This is a genomic window from Stenotrophomonas sp. YJH_SMC_16, from assembly GCF_059367875.1.
Window position 1 is genome coordinate 303,682 of the sequence record NZ_JCAFRH010000006.1, and the last position, 16,609, is coordinate 320,290.

The 16,609-nt window shown below is 66.7% G+C and carries 15 protein-coding genes; all 15 read right to left on the bottom strand.

All coding sequences use genetic code 11. The features are described from left to right. Positions 1-84: 84 nt before the first annotated feature. The 15 genes from rnhB to rpsB all read right to left on the bottom strand — a co-directional run bounded on the left by rnhB (position 85) and on the right by rpsB (position 16,484). Positions 85-753 (bottom strand): ribonuclease HII, encoded by a 669-nt coding sequence (gene rnhB / locus AC5P6E_RS15530; protein WP_495231074.1) that lies wholly within the window; start codon positions 751-753, stop codon positions 85-87. Then, positions 750-2,009, bottom strand: a complete 1,260-nt coding sequence (gene lpxB / locus AC5P6E_RS15535) for a lipid-A-disaccharide synthase (protein ID WP_049455669.1) — start codon at positions 2,007-2,009, stop codon at positions 750-752. The genes rnhB and lpxB overlap by 4 nt, the downstream gene beginning before the upstream one ends. Further along, positions 2,006-2,797 carry an acyl-ACP--UDP-N-acetylglucosamine O-acyltransferase gene (gene lpxA, locus AC5P6E_RS15540; protein ID WP_010486342.1) on the bottom strand — a complete coding sequence of 264 codons (792 nt, stop codon included), beginning with the start codon at positions 2,795-2,797 and terminating at the stop codon, positions 2,006-2,008. Before lpxA ends, lpxB begins: the two co-directional genes overlap by 4 nt. A 16-nt stretch (positions 2,798-2,813) precedes the next feature. Continuing rightward, a complete protein-coding gene (gene fabZ, locus AC5P6E_RS15545) occupies positions 2,814-3,272 on the bottom strand; it encodes a 3-hydroxyacyl-ACP dehydratase FabZ (RefSeq protein WP_008265823.1) in 459 nt (152 codons plus the stop codon). Then, a complete protein-coding gene (gene lpxD, locus AC5P6E_RS15550; RefSeq protein WP_495231075.1) occupies positions 3,269-4,291 on the bottom strand; it encodes a UDP-3-O-(3-hydroxymyristoyl)glucosamine N-acyltransferase in 1,023 nt (340 codons plus the stop codon). Before lpxD ends, fabZ begins: the two co-directional genes overlap by 4 nt. Positions 4,292-4,725: 434 nt before the next feature. Then, positions 4,726-7,089 carry an outer membrane protein assembly factor BamA gene (bamA, locus tag AC5P6E_RS15555; RefSeq protein WP_043396460.1) on the bottom strand — a complete coding sequence of 788 codons (2,364 nt, stop codon included), beginning with the start codon at positions 7,087-7,089 and terminating at the stop codon, positions 4,726-4,728. 74 nt (positions 7,090-7,163) lie between these two features. Beyond that, complete coding sequence (gene rseP / locus AC5P6E_RS15560) at positions 7,164-8,522, bottom strand: RIP metalloprotease RseP (protein ID WP_495231076.1); 1,359 nt, start codon at positions 8,520-8,522, stop codon at positions 7,164-7,166. A gap of 56 nt (positions 8,523-8,578) precedes the next feature. After that, a complete protein-coding gene (locus AC5P6E_RS15565) occupies positions 8,579-9,769 on the bottom strand; it encodes a 1-deoxy-D-xylulose-5-phosphate reductoisomerase (protein WP_495231077.1) in 1,191 nt (396 codons plus the stop codon). 2 nt (positions 9,770-9,771) lie between these two features. After that, entirely contained in the window at positions 9,772-10,608 is an 837-nt protein-coding gene (locus AC5P6E_RS15570) for a phosphatidate cytidylyltransferase (protein WP_010486331.1), read from the bottom strand. Further along, a complete protein-coding gene (gene uppS, locus AC5P6E_RS15575) occupies positions 10,605-11,372 on the bottom strand; it encodes a polyprenyl diphosphate synthase (RefSeq protein WP_100448140.1) in 768 nt (255 codons plus the stop codon). Before uppS ends, AC5P6E_RS15570 begins: the two co-directional genes overlap by 4 nt. A gap of 5 nt (positions 11,373-11,377) precedes the next feature. After that, positions 11,378-11,932 carry a ribosome recycling factor gene (frr, locus tag AC5P6E_RS15580; RefSeq protein ID WP_010486327.1) on the bottom strand — a complete coding sequence of 185 codons (555 nt, stop codon included), beginning with the start codon at positions 11,930-11,932 and terminating at the stop codon, positions 11,378-11,380. A 96-nt stretch (positions 11,933-12,028) separates the two neighbouring features. Next, complete coding sequence (gene pyrH / locus AC5P6E_RS15585; RefSeq protein ID WP_010486325.1) at positions 12,029-12,757, bottom strand: UMP kinase; 729 nt, start codon at positions 12,755-12,757, stop codon at positions 12,029-12,031. A 121-nt stretch (positions 12,758-12,878) separates the two neighbouring features. Further along, entirely contained in the window at positions 12,879-14,417 is a 1,539-nt protein-coding gene (locus AC5P6E_RS15590; protein ID WP_010486323.1) for a GGDEF domain-containing protein, read from the bottom strand. A gap of 258 nt (positions 14,418-14,675) precedes the next feature. Beyond that, positions 14,676-15,551 (bottom strand): translation elongation factor Ts, encoded by an 876-nt coding sequence (gene tsf, locus AC5P6E_RS15595; RefSeq protein WP_010486320.1) that lies wholly within the window; start codon positions 15,549-15,551, stop codon positions 14,676-14,678. A gap of 126 nt (positions 15,552-15,677) precedes the next feature. Then, positions 15,678-16,484, bottom strand: coding sequence for a 30S ribosomal protein S2 (gene rpsB, locus AC5P6E_RS15600; protein WP_005408748.1), 807 nt, complete (start codon positions 16,482-16,484; stop codon positions 15,678-15,680). Between the last annotated feature and the right edge of the window lie 125 nt (positions 16,485-16,609).

The window sequence follows — 16,609 nt, forward strand, 5'->3', positions numbered from 1 at the left end:
TGCGCGAATACCGCCGGGCATGGCCCGGCGCTACCGGGTGCGTTCACATTGCCGTGGTAGCGCCGGGCCATGCCCGGCGGCTGTTCAGGCGATCGTGGCGGGCTGCTCGGCCTGCTCGGCCTGCAGGCACTCACGTACCGGGGCGAAGCTGCGCCGGTGCTCCATGCAGGGGCCGTGCTCGCGCAGGGCGGCCAGGTGGGCCGGGGTGCCATAGCCCTTGTGTTGCTCGAAGCCGTACTGCGGGTGGCGGGCGTGCACGTCCTGCATGTAGCGATCGCGCGAGACCTTGGCCAGGATCGATGCGGCCATGATCGCGCGGTCGATGCCATCGCCGCCGATCAGCGCCTGCGCCGGCAGTACCAGGCCCTTGGGCACCACGTTGCCGTCGATGCGCGCGAAGCCGGCCACGTGGGCGACCGCGGCGACGACATCGCGCATGCCCTGCAGGGTGGCCTGGTAGATGTTCAGGCGGTCGATGGTGTCCACGTCCACCAGCACCACGTGCCAGGCAAGGGCGCGCTCGATGATGCGGTCATGCAGCTGCTCGCGGCGCGCCGCGGTGAGCTGCTTGGAATCGTCCAGGCCGTTGATGCGTGGCCGTGCCGGGTCGAACACCACCGCCGCCACCGCCACCGGCCCGGCGAGCGGACCACGGCCGGCCTCATCGACGCCGGCAACCAGGCGTTCCGGCTCGATTACCGCGCTGCCATCGAACAGGGCCAGGCTGGCCGCTGCGGCGTGGCGGCGGCTCATGCCTGGGCCTGGTCGCGCATCAGCAGCTCGCCGACGGCGTCGGCGGCACGTGCCGAAGCATTGCGGCGCAGGCGCTCATGCAGGCGTGCATAGGTGTCCTGCAGGTCGGTTACCCGTTGTGGGTGGTCGAACCACTGCTGGATGGCCGCGGCCAGCTTGTCCGGCGTGCAGTCGTGCTGCATCAGTTCCGGTGCCAGGTCCTGCCCGGCCAGGATGTTGGGCAGGGCGAAGCGGTCGACCTTGATCAGGCCGAATGCCTTGACCAGACGGTAAGTCAGTTCGTTGACACGGTAGCCGACCACCATCGGCCGCTTCACCAGCATCGCCTCCAGGGTCGCGGTACCGGACGCCAGCACCACCACGTCGGCGGCGATCATGGCGTTGCGGGCCTGGCCGTCGAGCACATGCGAGTACGCGACCGGCAGCGCCGAGCGTGACAGCTGCTCTTCGATCAGGCGCTTGCAGGCGGGGTTGGCGGCAGGCACCACCACGTGCAGGCCCGGGATGCGTTCGGAGACCTGCCACGCAGCCTCGAAGAAGGGCTCGCCGAGGCGCGAGATTTCGCCCAGGCGGCTGCCCGGCAGCACCGCCAGCACCTTGGCCGAGGTCGGCAGGCCAAGCGCGGCGCGCGCTTCCTCGCGGTTGCCCTGCAGCGGAATGTCGTCAGCCATCGGATGGCCGACGAAGCGCGCGTCGATGCCGTGCTTGGCATAGATGGGCGGTTCCATCGGGAACAGGCACAGCACCAGGTCGGCGCTGCTGCCGATCTTCTCGGCTCGCTTCTCACGCCAGGCCCAGACCGAGGGGCTGACGTAATGCACGGTGCGCACGCCTCGCTGCTTCAGCCAGCGCTCGATGCCCAGGTTGAAGTCGGGGGCGTCGATGCCGATGAAGACGTCCGGCTGCCAGTCCAGCGCACGCTGGCGGAACGCCGAGCGCAGCTTCAGCAGGCGCGGCAGATGGCGCAGTACTTCGGTCAGGCCCATCACCGCCAGTTCGCTGGCATCGTGCCAGGTCTGGCAGCCGGCGCTGCGCATGGCGTCGCCACCGATGCCGGCGAACTCGGCATTCGGGAAGCGCGCTTTCAGTTCGCGAACCAGGCCCGCACCGAGCAGATCGCCGGAGGCCTCACCGGCCACCAGGGCGATCCGCAACGGGCGCTCGCTGAGCACCCGTTGCGCGGGGACGCTGCCGGTCATCGAGGCCAGCGGAATCACAGCGGCGCCGGCCGGCGCCTGGCCGGTCGTGCTGCTCATCGCAGCAAGGGCCTCTCGGCGTGCTCGATGAAGTCCAGCATGGCCTTCACGTCATCGCTGTCACGCGCCTGTTCGGTCAGCTGCACCTTGGCTTCGGCCAGCGGCAGGCCCGCCACGTACAGGGTGCGGTAGGCACGCTTGATGGCGGAAATGCGCTCGGCATCGAAGCCGCGGCGCTTCAGTCCTTCGCTGTTGATGCCGCGCGGGCGGCCCAGCGAATCGGTGCCGACCATGGTGAACGGCGGAACGTCGCCATTGGTCAGCGCCCCCATGCCGAGGAAGGCATGCGCGCCGATCCGGCAGAACTGGTGGGCACCGGCGAAGCCGCTGATGATCACGTAGTCGCCCACGGTCACATGGCCGGCCAGGGTGGTGTTGTTGGAGAACACGCAGAAGTTGCCGACATGGCAGTCATGCGCCACGTGCGTGTAGGCCAGCATCCAGTTGTCGTCGCCGATGCTGGTGATGCCGCCGCCGCCGCCGGTGCCACGGTTCAGCGTGACGAACTCGCGGAACACGTTGCGGTCGCCGATCACCAGCTCGGTGCGCTCCCCTGCATACTTCTTGTCCTGCGGTTCGCCACCGACCGCTGCGTGGCCGATGAAGCGGTTGTCGCGGCCGATCTTCGTCGGGCCGTGGATGCTGCAATGGGGGCCGATCACCGTGCCGGCACCGATTTCCACATCGGCACCGATCAGGGTGAACGCGCCCACCTGGACGTCATCGGCCAGGCGCGCGGCCGGGTCGATGACGGCGGTCGGGTGGATCCGCGGTGCGTTGTCAGTCATTCCTGCCTCCAGTGGATCAGCCCTTGGCGCCGGCACACATGACTTCGGCCGAGGCAACGACTTCACCGTTGACCTTGGCTTCGCCGTAGTACCAGCCCATGTTGCGGATCAGGCGCTTCATCTGCACATCCAGCATCAGCACGTCGCCGGGCACGACCTGCTTGTTGAAGCGGGCGTTTTCCACCTTGACCATGTAGAACAGCTTGGACTGCGAGTCACGGCCGAGCGTGAGCTGGGTCATCACGCCACCGGCCTGCGCCAGCGCTTCGATGATCAGCACGCCAGGCATGATCGGGCGGCCCGGGAAGTGACCCTGGAAGAACGGCTCGTTGATGCTGACGTTCTTCTGCGCAAGGATGCGCTTGGCCTCGATGTCGAGCTCAAGCACCCGGTCCACCAGCAGGAACGGGTAGCGGTGCGGGAGCAGTTCCTGGATCTGGCAGACGTCGATCGGAAGCTGCAGCGTGTCGTTCATTCTTTCTCCTTGCCAGCAGCCAGGACGCGGCGAGCCAATGCGTCCAGCTGCTTGAAGCGCGCGGCGTTCTTGCGCCACGTGCGGTTGTCGGTCAACGGGGTGCCGGACGAGTACTCGCCCGGCTCATGGATGGAATTGCGGACCACCGACTTGCCGGTGATCACGACTTTGTCGCAGATCTCGAGGTGGCCGACCACGCCGACGTGGCCGCCGAGCAGGCAGTAGCGGCCGATCTTGGCACTGCCGGCGATGCCGGTGCAGCCGGCGATGGCCGAGTGCGCGCCGATCTGCACGTTGTGCGCGATCTGCACCAGGTTGTCCAGGCGCACGTCTTCGTCCAGCACGGTGTCTTCCAGCGCGCCACGGTCGACGCAGGTGTTGGCGCCGATTTCGCAATCGTCGCCGATGCGCACGCCGCCGAGCTGCGGCACCTTGATCCACTTGCCGGCGTCCATGGCCAGGCCGAAGCCATCGGCGCCGAGTACGGCGCCGGGATGCACGCGAACGCGCTTGCCGAGCTTGACCCGGGTGACCAGGGTGACCCGCGCGATCAGCTCGCAGCCGTTGTCCAGGCTGCAGTCTTCGCCGATCACGCTGCCAGTGCCGATGATGCAGTTCTCACCGACCACGCTGCGCGCGCCGACGGAGACGAAGGGACCGATATGGGCGCTGGCGGCGACCTGGGCGCTGGGATCGATGACGGCGCTGGGGTGGATGCCCGGCGGGCGCGTTGGCGCGATATCGAACAGCGCGGCGATCTTGGCGAAGGTGGTGTACGGGTCCTTGGCCACGAGCGCGGCGCCGGGGGCGGCCTCGGCGTCGTCGGCACGCAGGACCACCAGCGAGGCCTGGCTGTCGGCCAGCTGGGCGCGGTAGCGTGGATTGGCGAGGAAGGTCAGCTGGCCAGTACCGGCATGGGCGAGGGTAGCCACGCCATGGATGGCGGTGGCGGGGTCGCCATGGACCTGCAGGCCGAACTGCTCGGCGAGTTGCTGGGCGGTGTAGGTGGGAGTATTCACGGCGGGAGTTTAACGTGTGACGCCATTGCGGTCATGCGGGGCGGTTCTGCGGCCAACGGCGGGGCCCCTCGTGGCTGGCAGAGTCAGGCCCGTGGGCTGGGTCGGACGGGTGGGGCCCGCGAGGGACGGCGCAAGTACGTCCATGTAGCCTTGGTCGCCGCATCCATGCGGCTCACACCCTCGCAGGCCCCACCCATCCGTCCTCCGACGGCGTGGCGCGAGTGCCAGCCACGGAAAAACAGGAAAGATCAAAAGCGGAGCGCTCGCTTCCGCCAGCCCTTCTAAACGAAAACGCCGGGCAATGCCCGGCGATTCGAGACCCGTCTGGTGGAGAGCCCCCCTTCTGTTAAGGGGGGCGCGCCAGCGGCGCGGGGGATAGGTGAAATGCGCGGGCAATTCACCGGAGGTGGATCAGTTCTGGGGAACAACGTTCCTCAGAACTGGCCACCGAACGTGAATTGCAGCCGTTCGATCTTGTCGCCGTCTTCCTTCTTCAGCGGGAACGCGTAGCTGATCGAGATCGGGCCGACCGGGGCGCGCCACAGCAAGGCCACACCGGTGGAGACACGCAGCTCGTTGGCCTTGAAGTTGTCCACGCCGGTATAGACGTTACCGAAGTCGACGAAGGCCGACACGCGTGCCGACGGGCTGTCAAACAGGCGCGGGAAGTAGGCTTCGACCGAACCGACGGTCTTCAGCGATCCACCCAGCGGCTGGCCTTCTGGATAGCCACGGGTGACTTCGCGCGGGCCGAGGGTGTTGTCCTCGAAGCCTCGCACGGAGTTGGTGCCACCGGCGTAGAAGTTCTCGTAGAACGGCAGCCCCTTGGCGGTGACTGAGCGCAGGTTGCCGTTCTCGTCCGGCACCATTGCGGTTTGGTCCTTGCCGTAGCTGTCGCCGTAGCCGATTTCGGCGCGGGTGTTGATGACCAGTGACGGCATGATCGGCCAGTACTTGCTGATCTGGTAATTCAGCTTGTAGTACTCGATGGTCGAGCCCGGCAGGGTGGTTTCCAGGCCAACACGCTGGTAGGTACCGCGGGTCGGCATGAAGTAGTCGTTGCGCGAGTCGCGTGCCCAGCCCAGCTCCGTACGCCACGCGTGGAAGGTCTTGCTGCCCAGCACGTTGATGTAGTCGATGATCGACTGCGGGGTCGAGCCCTGGTAGGTGGTGATCTGGTTGCTGTCGATGCCGAACATCAGCGAGACGGTATCGGTCTCGGTGATCGGCACGCCGAACACCACCTGCGCCGAACCATTGGTGCTGTTGTACTGCGCGGTGTTAAAGTCGGAGTAGTCCAGCTCGCGCCAGGACAGGTTGTAGCCCAGCGACACGCCGTCATCGGTGAAGTACGGGTTGGTGTAGCTGAAGCCGTAGCGCTGCAGGTAGCTGCTGCGCGAGGCTTCGACCGACACGCGGTTGCCGCCGCCGAGGAAGTTGTTCTGCGACAGCTGCACCGACGTGGTCATGCCGTAGGACTGCGAGTAGCCCAGGCCGAACACGAAGCTGCCGGACGTGGTTTCCTTGACGTTGTAGACGACGTCAACCTGGTCGTTGCTGCCGCTGACGGCCGGGGTTTCCACGTCCACCGACTCGAAGTAGCCCAGGCGCTGCAGGCGGATCTTGGAGCGGTCGATCGCGGCCTGCGAGTACCAGCTGTTCTCGAACTGGCGCATTTCGCGACGCATCACTTCGTCGGACGTACGTGTGTTGCCACGGAACAGGATGCGACGCACCGACACGCGAGGGCCGGGCACGACCTGCATGTTGATCGCCACGGTCTGCTCGGGGCGGTTGGTGGTCGGGATCGGGTTCACCTTGGCGAACGCATAGCCGATGTTCGACAGCGAGTTGGTGATGGTGTCCGAGCTGAATTCCAGCAGCGCACGCGAGAACGTGTCGCCGGACTTCTGGATCACCATGCGCTCGACGTCCTCCTGCGGGAGGATCGTGTCGCCGCTGACCTTGATCTCGGAGATCTTGTACTGCGCACCTTCGGTCACGCCGGCGGTGAGGAACATGTCGCGCTTGTCGGGGCTGATCGACACCTGGGTCGAATCAATGCTGAAGTCGACATAGCCGCGGTCGAGGTACCAGGAATTGAGCTTTTCCAGGTCGCCGGACAGCTTTTCCTTGGAGTACTGGTCGTCACGGCGGTACCACGACGCCCAATTGTGCTCCTTGGACTCCCAGGTCTCCAGGATGTCCTTGCTCTCGAACTTCTCGGTGCCGACCAGGTTGACGTGACGGATCTTGGCCGCCTTGCCTTCCTTGATCGCGATCGCGATGTCCACGCGGTTGCGGTCCAGCGGGCTCACCGTCGGGGTGATCTCGACGTTGTACTTGCCGCGGTCGTTGTACTGGCGGCGCAGTTCCTGGGTCACGCGGTCCAGGCTCAGGCGATCGAAGGTGCCGCCCTCGGTCAGGCCGATGTCGGACAGGCCCTTGAGCAGCTGCTCGGACTTGATGTCCTTGTTGCCGGTCACGGTCAGCTTGTTGATCGCCGGGCGTTCCTTGACGGTCACCACCAGGATGCTGCCCTGGCGGTCCAGCTGCACGTCTTCGAAGAAGCCGGTCTTGTACAGGGCGCGGATGGTCTCGCCGACCTTGTTGTCGGTGACCGTCTCGCCACGCTCCACCGGCAGGTAGGTGAATACCGTGCCCGAGCTGATGCGCTGCAGGCCATCCACGCGGATGTCGCTGACAGTGAAGGGCTCGGCTGCCTGGGCCAGGGCGGGAGCGCCGGTGACGGCGGCGAGGGCGAGGGCCAGCAGGCGGCGATTGGGGAGTCGCGTCATGTCACGTCCGGTAGGAAGGTCGATTTCGTTGGTGCGGGATGCCGACGCTGTAGACGGCAACAACATGGAAAAGTTCATCGCGGGACCAGGCCGAGGATGTCGTTGTAGAACGCCAACCCCATCAACCCGGCCAGCAACGCCAGGCCGATGTACTGGCCGGCGGCGATGGCACGCTCGCTCAGCGGGCTGCCCTTGACCAACTCGATAAGGTAATACAGCAGGTGGCCGCCGTCCAAGATCGGGATCGGCAACAGGTTGATGATGCACAGGCTGAGTGACAGCAGGGCAAGGAACTGCAGGAACCAGTCCAGGCCGCGTTTGGCTGAAACATTGGCCACGCGGGCGATGGTCACTGGTCCGGAAACGTTCTGCAGCGAGGCTTTGCCGGTGACGATGCGGCCCATCATGCCCAGCGAATCGGCCGCCAGGCGGCCTGTTTCGCGCACGGCCACGGTGACCGCGTCGAGCGGGCCATAGCGCAGCAGGGTGTCATAGGGCGGGCTGAACGAGGTCGGGAACTGCACGCCGATCTGCCAGATCGGCTCGCCCTTGGAATCCTTGCCCTGGCGCGGGGTGACTTCCAGCGCCAGGCGTTCGCCGCCCCGCAGGACCTCGATCATGCCCGGGCCGCCAGCGCGGCCCAGCGTCTGGATCTCGCCGATGACCTGGTCGGCACCGTCGATGCGCTGGCCGTCGATCGCCACGATCAGATCGCCCGGCTGCAGCTGCCCGGCCACCACGGAGTCCGCGGTGAGCGAATCGACCCGTGCCGGTTGCAGCCACGACTGCCAGTAAAGGCCAGCCAGGATCGGCACGCGTCGTTCATCGAAACCGGGGGGCAGCTGCGACAGCGGCAGGGTGCGCACGCGCACCTGATCGGCCGGGTCCAGCACTTCCAGCGTCACGTCGCGGCGGTCCATCGCTGCGGCGGTCAGCGCCATGCTGGCCTCGCCGAGGGTGATCACCGGGCGCTCGTCCACGCGCAGCACGCGGTCGCCTCTGGTCAGGCCGGCGCTGGCGGCGATGCCGCTGACACGGCCGATGGTCGGCGAATAATCCTGCTTGCCGATCACGAACATCGCCCACAGCAGCAGGATGCACAGCAGCAGGTTGGCGATCGGTCCGGCGGCGACGATGGCGATGCGCTGCCAGACGGTCTTGTGGTTGAAGGCCTGGCCGCGCTCGTGCGGGTGGACTTCGACTTCGCGTTCGTCGAGGAATTTCACATAACCGCCCAGCGGGATGGCGGCGATGGCGAACTCGGTACCGTGCTTGTCCCGGCGCGACCACAGCGGCCGGCCGAAGCCGACCGAGAAGCGCAGGATCTTGACCCCGCACAGGCGCCCGACCCAGTAATGCCCGAACTCGTGGAACGTGACCAGCAGCCCGAGGCTGACGATCATCCACCAGACCGATCCGATGAAGTCAGTCATGCAGGCTCACAGTGGCGGGCAGGGGCGGCGTCGTCATGCGTGTGCGAGGCGGTCGTTCAGGCGGCGTCGATGGCGTTCAGGGTGAGCTGGCGTGCCCGCTGGTCGGCGGACAACAGGACCTCCAGTGTATCGGCTGGCTGGGTCGGCAGTGTTGAAAGAGCGTTAGCAACCAGTTCCGGGATGGTCAGGAAACCGATCCGGCCCTGAAGAAACGCTGAAACGGCCTCTTCATTGGCAGCGTTCAGCACCGCCGGCGCGGTGCCACCGGCCTGCATCGCCTGCCAGGCGAGGGCCAGGCAGGGGAAGGCGTCGGTGTCGGGGGCCTCGAAATCCAGACGGCCCTGGGCCAGCAGGTCCAGCCCCGCCACGCCCGATTCGATGCGTTGTGGCCAGCCCAGGCCAACGGCCAGGGTGGTGCGCATGTCCGGCAGGCCCATCTGCGCCAGGGTCGAACCGTCCACGAACTCGACCAGCGAGTGGACCAGGCTCTGCGGATGCACCAGCACGTCGATGCGCTCACCGGGGATGCCGAACAGGTGGTGGGCCTCGATCACTTCCAGGCCCTTGTTCATCAACGTCGCCGAATCGACCGAGATCTTCGGGCCCATCGACCATTTCGGGTGGGCCACGGCCTGGGCCGGGGTGACCTGGGCCAGCGCGGCCCGGCTGCGGCCGCGGAACGGGCCACCGGAGGCGGTCAGCAGGATGCGGCGCACACCGGCACCGTCAATGCTGGCGTCGCGCGAGCGCAGGCACTGGAAGATCGCGCTGTGTTCGCTGTCGATCGGGATGATTTCGGCGCCGGCACGTTCGGCAGTGCGGGTCAGCAGCTCACCGGCCAGCACCAGCGATTCCTTGTTGGCCAGCAGGATGCGCTTGCCCGCGGCGGCCGCGGCCAGGGTGGAAGACAGCCCGGCCGCACCGACGATGGCGGCGACCACGGTGTCGCAGGCATCGCTGGCGGCCAGCTGATCCAGCGCGGCATGGCCGGCATGCGCCTCGGTGGCCAGTCCGGCATCGCGCAGGCCGTCGCGCAGCTCGGCGAACAGAGATGCGTCGGCGATCACCGCGTGCGCGGGCTTGTGCTGGCGGCACAGCGCCAGCAGCGCCTGCACCTGGCGGCCGGCGGCCAGCACGGTGGCCTGATAGCGCTGCGGGTGGCGGGCGATCACGTTCAGCGTGGAGGCACCGATCGAGCCGGTGGCGCCGAACACGGCGACCCGGCGCAGGTCTGCGACAGCATTCATGGTCAGAACCCGAAGATTTCCTTGCCGAGTGCGAACACCGGCACTGCAGCCAAGACGCCGTCGACACGGTCGAGCACGCCGCCATGGCCCGGAATCAGGTGGCCCGAGTCCTTGGCGCCGGCGTGACGCTTGATCAGGCTTTCAAACAGATCACCCAGTACCGAGGCGAACACGGCCACCACCGAGGTGATCAGCAGGCCCGGCAGATGTGCGGTATCGATGCCGGCCAGCCAGCCCAGGCCGACGGCCACGGCGACACCGGCCAGCAGGCCGCCGAACAGGCCTTCCCATGTCTTGTTGGGGCTGATGCGCGGGGCCAGCTTGTGCTTGCCGAAGTGACGGCCGGCGAAATAGGCGCCCGAATCGGCCGCCCAGACCAGTGCCAGGGCAGCCAGTAGCCACAGGTGGCCCTGCTTGCCCGGCGGATCGCCGCCAGCATGGATCAGCACCAGCGCGGCCCAGGCCGGAACGATGGCCAGCGTTCCGGCCAGCATCTTCACGATGCGCGAGGGTGCCGACGGTTGCGCGCCGAAATTGAAGAAGCGAAGCCAGACCAGCGCCGCCAACCACCAGGCGACGCCGGCCAGGGTGGTTATCTGGAACAGCACCAGCGTGCTGCCATCGGCCCAGACCAGCAGCACCATCAGCAGCAGGTTCAGCACCAGCAGCACGGTGCGCGCGAGGGTGTCTTCGATGCCGGCCAGCTTCAGCCACTCCCACAGGCCGATCAGCAGCACCGCAGCCGCCGCCGCTGCCAACCATTGGGTCGGCAGCAGCAGGATCGCGGCAATGGCGACCGGCGCCATGATCAGCGCGGCAAGGACTCGGGTCTTGGTCATGGGCTGGAAGTCTCGGTGGCCAGTGCGGCGATCTGGGCGCTGGTCAGGCCGAAACGACGCTCACGGCTGCCATAGGCGTCCAGCGCCTGCTGCAGCAGAGCGGGATCGAAGTCCGGCCACAGCGCCTCGGTGAACCACAGCTCGGTGTACGCCAGCTGCCACAGCAGGAAGTTGCTGATGCGGGTGTCGCCACCGGTGCGGATGAACAGGTCCGGTGGCGGCAGGTCGGCCAGGGCGACCTGGCTGCCCAGCAGCGATTCGTCGATCTGTTCGGGCAGCAGGCGGCCGGCGGCGACTTCGGTGGCCAGTGCGCGCGCGGCACGGGTGATGTCCTGGCGGCCACCGTAGCTGGCGGCGATCGACAGGGTCAGGGTGCTGTTGTCCGCGGTGCGCTGCTCGGCCAGCTGCATGCGGCTGACCAGCCCGGCGCCGAAGCGTTCGCGCTCGCCGATGAAGCGCACGCGCACGCCACGCCGATGCAACTCGTCCACTTCGCGGTCGAGCGCGCCGAGGAACAGCTTCATCAACGCATCGACTTCTTCCTGCGGCCGGCCCCAGTTTTCGCTGGAGAACGCGAACAGGGTCAGCGCCGGAATACCCAGCTCAAGGCAGCGCTCGATGGTGCGGTTGACCGCACGCGCGCCGGCCCGGTGGCCGATCACGCGCGGACGACGGCGCTGCTGTGCCCAGCGCCCATTGCCATCCATGATGATGGCAATGTGGCGGGGCAGGGCGGCCGGCAACGGAGGCGGGACTGAAGGCATCGACTTCAGACCGACAGCAGTTCTTTTTCCTTGTCGGCAACGACCTTGTCGACGTCCTTGATGTGGGTGTCGGTCAACTTCTGGATGTCGTCTTCACCGCGCTTCTTCTCGTCTTCGCTGATCGCCTTGTCCTTGACCAGCTTGGCGATTTCCTTGTTCGCGTCCTGACGGATGTTGCGGATCGCGATCTTGGCGCCTTCCCCTTCCTTCTGCACCTGCTTGACCAGCTCCTTGCGGCGCTCTTCGGTCGGCGGCGGCATGTTGATGCGGATCGCGGTGCCCAGCGTGTTCGGGGTGAACTCGGCGTTGTAGAGACCCTTTTCGATCTCCTTGATCATGCTCTTGTCGAACGGCGTGACGAGCAGCGAGTGGGCGTCGGCGTTGGAGATCGATGCGACCTGGTTCAGCGGGGTGCTGGCGTTGCCATAGGCGCTGACCGTGACGCGGTCCAGCAGGGCCGGGGTGGCGCGGCCGGTGCGGATCGAGGTGAGGGTGTGCTTCAGAGCGTCGATGCTCTTGGCCATGCGCGTCTGCGCGTTGTTCTTGATGTCGTTGAGCATCGCCCGGTCCTGGGTGTAACTGGAATCGGGCGATTATAGGCGAATACGGGACGCTGCCGGGCCTGAATCGGCCCGGAGCTCGCCTGGCACTCAGGCTCAGGCCGGGTCGCGGCCCTGGACCAGGGTGCCGATGTTCTCGCCGCTGAGGATCTTCAGCAGCTCGCCCGGCTGGCCCATGTCGAACACGCGCATCGGCAGGTCGCTGTCGCGGGCCAGTGCGAAGGCGGCGGTATCCATCACTTCCAGGCCACGGCGGATCACTTCGTCGTAGCTCAGGCTGTCGAAGCGGACCGCGTCGCTGTGCTTGTTCGGGTCCTTGTCGTACACGCCGTCAACCTTGGTCGCCTTCAGCAGCAGGTCGGCGCCGATCTCGATCGCGCGCAGGGCGGCACCGGAGTCGGTGGTGAAGAACGGGCTGCCGACGCCGGCGGCGAAGATCACCAGGCGGCCCTTTTCCAGATGGCGGATGGCGCGGCGCCGGATGTAGTCCTCGCACACGTCGTTGATCTTGATCGCGCTCATCACCCGGGCCTTGGCGCCCAGCTTTTCCAAGGCGTCCTGCATGGCCAGAGCGTTGATGACCGTGGCCAGCATGCCCATCTGGTCGCCGGTGACCCGGTCCATGCCGCCAGCGGCCAGGCCGGCGCCGCGGAAGATGTTGCCGCCGCCGATAACCAGTGCAACTTCGGCGCCTGCCTGCTGGGCTTCGATGACCTCACGGGCCAGGCGGTTGATGATCTTCGGGTCGATGCCGTAGTCCTCATCTCCCATCAGCGCCTCCCCGGACAGTTTCAGAAGGATGCGGCGATAGGCGAGCTTGGACATAGGGACCTCGGGTGCGTGGAAATCGCGGGCGATTCTACGCGCATGCGGCGTCGGGCCAAAGTGTTTTGTGCACTGCGGCGCAAAATCCTGCCATCCGCCCCGGTCACGCGGGGCGTCCCGTTCAGCCCAGCTCGGCGCCGGCGGTGGCTGAAAGCTTGTCGTGGCCGAGGGCGCCTGGGGAGCGGGCGATCACCCGGTTGCGGCCCAGGTTCTTCGATCGGTACAGCACATCGTCGGCGGCACGCAGCAGGTCCTGCACGTCGGCAAAGCGCTCGTAGCCGCCCTGGGTGGCCACGCCGGCGGAGAAGGTGACGAACAACGGACCTCCCTCCAGCTCGGCCATCGGCGTGGCGACGATGTTGGCCAGTACCCGGCGGATCACGTCCAGGGCCACGCTTTCGCTGGTATTGGGCAGCAGCGCGACGAATTCCTCGCCGCCGAAGCGGGCCACGGTGTCGCTGTTGCGCAGCTGGCCCTGCAGCTTGCCGGCAAAGGCGCGCAGCACCTCGTCGCCGGTCAGGTGGCCGTGGGCATCGTTGATCTTCTTGAAGTCGTCCAGGTCGATGAAGGCCACCGACAGCGGCCAGCCCTGGCGCCCGGCGCGCAGGAACTCCTGCTCCAGCACCGCCTCCAGCTGGCGGCGGTTGAGCACGCCGGTCAGGGCGTCGCGGTGGGCCTGGTCGGCCAGGCGCTTGGCCCGCGCCTCGAATTCGTCGGCGCGGCGGCGCGCCTGGTCGGCATCCTGCAGCTCGCGCAGGTTGCGCAGGGTGGCCAGCTCCTGCGCGTGGTCGATCAGCTCACGGACCCGCGAGGGCGAATTCAGCCCGGCCTCGAACAGGCTGGCGATGTCCGGCAGGGCCTCGCTGATGCGGGTCAGCACCTGGTCGAAACGGGCGCTGTCGAGTTCCAGCCGGTCATGTACCTGGTGCAGGGCGCGCTCGCGGGCGGCATCGGCATCTTCGTCCAGCCAGATGTCGGCGACCGCGCCGGACAGCTGCACGCAGGCCTGGAACGGCGAATCGGCAGCGTCGTCGTCCTCGCTGTGGCTGATGCTCTCCACCAGATAGCGCGGCAGGCCCCATTGCTCGGCCACCCAGGCGCCGACATCGGCGTGGCTGCAGCCGAGCGCGTCGCGCTCGCGGGCAACCAGGTCCGTGTTGTCACGGGCTTCGCGCAGCAGCGGCAGGTAGCGCTCCGATTCGGCCTGGGCCAGGCACAGCACGCCCAGGTCCTGCAGCAGCCCGGCCAGCATCAGTTCCTCCAGGCGGCGCAGGCCGCGGGCCTGGCCCAGCTGGCTGGCGGCCAGTGCGCTGAGAATGCTGCGCTTCCACGCGCGCTGGCGCAGGTCGTGGTCGGCACCGGCGCCGCCGGTCAGGCCCTGGGTGACGGTGAAGCCCAGGGCAAGGCTGATCGTGGCATTCAGGCCGAGCATGGTCAGTGCCTGGCCGAGGTTCTCGATGCGGCGACGACTGGCGTACAGCGGCGAATTGGCGATGCGCAGCATGCGAGCGCTCAGCGCCATGTCGATGGCGATGATGTCGGCGGCGGTGGCGATGTCCGCTTCCGGGTCCTGTGCCAGTTCGATGATGCGCAGGGCAATACCGGGTGGCGAAGGCAGGTTGCGGCAGAGCGCCAGGGCAGCTGTCAGCTCGGGAGGCATGTCGGGTCGTTCAATTCCATTGGGACAAGAATACCTAGGAATGCATCACAGTCCGCGATTTTCGTTCCTGCTATGTGACTGTGGATTCCCTGCGCCGAGTATCGGCTTGATTCGCGCGCAACGCAAAGGTGCCGGTGTGCGCGGCGTCGGTGTGCGCAACAACAGTTGGAGCATGAGCCTCCCATTGTCCCGGGCATAAAAAAAGAGCCGCGGTTTCCCGCGGCTCCCTCTGGTCGCTTCGCAGCCGGAAGGCTGGAATCAGACCTGCATCGCCTTGGCAACTTCAGCGGCGTAGTCTTCCACGACCTTCTCGATGCCTTCGCCGACGATCAGCAGCTTGAAGCCAGCCACGTCGGCGCCAGCGGCCTTGACCACCTGCTCGACGGTGGTGTCGCCCAGCACGTAGGTCTGGCCGTACAGGGTCACGTCGCTGACGATCTTGTTGATCTTGCCGCTGATGATCTTTTCCAGGATCTCGGCCGGCTTGGCCTTGTCCTTTTCGGACATCTTGGCCAGCTCGATTTCCTTTTCCTTTTCGACGAAGTCGGCCGGAACGTCCGACGCCTTGTTGTGCGGCGGCTTCAGGGCAGCCACGTGCATCGCCAGGCCACGGGCCAGCTCGACGTCGCCGCCGATCAGGTCGACCAGTACGCCAACCTTGCCGTTGGTGTGGACGTAGGCACCGATGTTGCCGGTGGTGTCGACCTTGACCATGCGGCGGATCTGGATGTTCTCACCCAGGGTCTGCACGGCGGTGGCGCGGGCTTCTTCAACGGTGCGGCCATCGGCCAGCTTGGCAGCCTTCACGGCTTCGACGTCGGTGGCGCCCGATGCCAGGGCGGCAGCGGCGACGGCATTGACGAAGGACTTGAAGTTGTCATCGTTGGCGACGAAGTCGGTTTCCGAGTTGACTTCGACCAGCACGGCCTTGCCGCCATCCTGGGCCAGGCCCAGGCGGCCTTCGGCGGCCACGCGGTCAGCCTTCTTGTCGGCCTTGGCGGCGCCGGACTTGCGCATGGCTTCAGCAGCAGCGTCGATGTCGCCGTTGGCTTCGGTGAGAGCCTTCTTGCATTCCATCATGCCGGCGCCGGTGCGCTCGCGCAGTTCCTTGACCAGGGAAGCAGTGATTTCCACGGGATTACCTCACGAAAGAAAGGGGTTGGGCCGGCATGGTGGCCGGCCCGTGTGACACGGTCCTGTCACGCGCCAAAGGCTGCGTGCAGGGAGGGTGGATGCCGGGCGTCCACCCCGGGGCCTGGATCAGGCCTGGGCGTCGTCGCCCTTCTTGGCAGCCTTCTTGGCCGGAGCGCGGCGGGCCGGCTTCTCTTCGCCTTCAGCAGCGGCTTCAGCGAACTCTTCCTCACGCACCGAGGCAGCGTGCGGAGCAGCAGCCTTGCCTTCCAGCACGGCGTCGGCAGCGGCGCGGGCGTACAGCTGCACAGCGCGGATGGCGTCGTCGTTGCCCGGGATGGCGTAGTCCACCAGTTCCGGGTTGTAGTTGGTGTCGACCACGGCGATGACCGGGATGCCCAGCTTCTTGGCTTCCTTGATCGCGATGTCTTCGTGGCCGATGTCGATCACGAAGATGGCGTCCGGCAGACGGTTCATGTCCTTGATGCCGCCCAGCGAGGCTTCCAGCTTGTCGCGCTCGCGACGCAGGCCCAGCACTTCGTGCTTGACCAGCTTCTCGAAGGTGCCGTCGGTTTCGCCGGCTTCCAGTTCCTTCAGGCGGGCAACCGACTGCTTGACGGTACGGAAGTTGGTCAGGGTGCCGCCCAGCCAACGCTGGTTCATGAACGGCATGCCGCAACGCTCGGCTTCTTCCTTGATGGTCTCGCGGGCGCTGCGCTTGGTGCCCAGGAACAGGACGGTGCCGCGCTTCTGGGCAACCGACGAGATGAAGTTCATCGCGTCGTTGAACAGCGGGACGGTCTTTTCCAGGTTGATGATGTGGATCTTGCCGCGGGCGCCGAAGATGTACGGAGCCATCTTCGGGTTCCAGTAGCGGGTCTGGTGGCCGAAGTGGACGCCGGCTTCCAGCATCTGACGCATGGTGACCTGGGGCATTGCAATACTCCTGATATGGAACCAGCGATTCCGCCCGCGGGGATAGGTATGCGGGACGCGTGGAAGCGCGATCGGTTCCGGGGTTGGGCTTCCCTGTTGCCTCCGTGGCCGAACTCCTTGCGGAG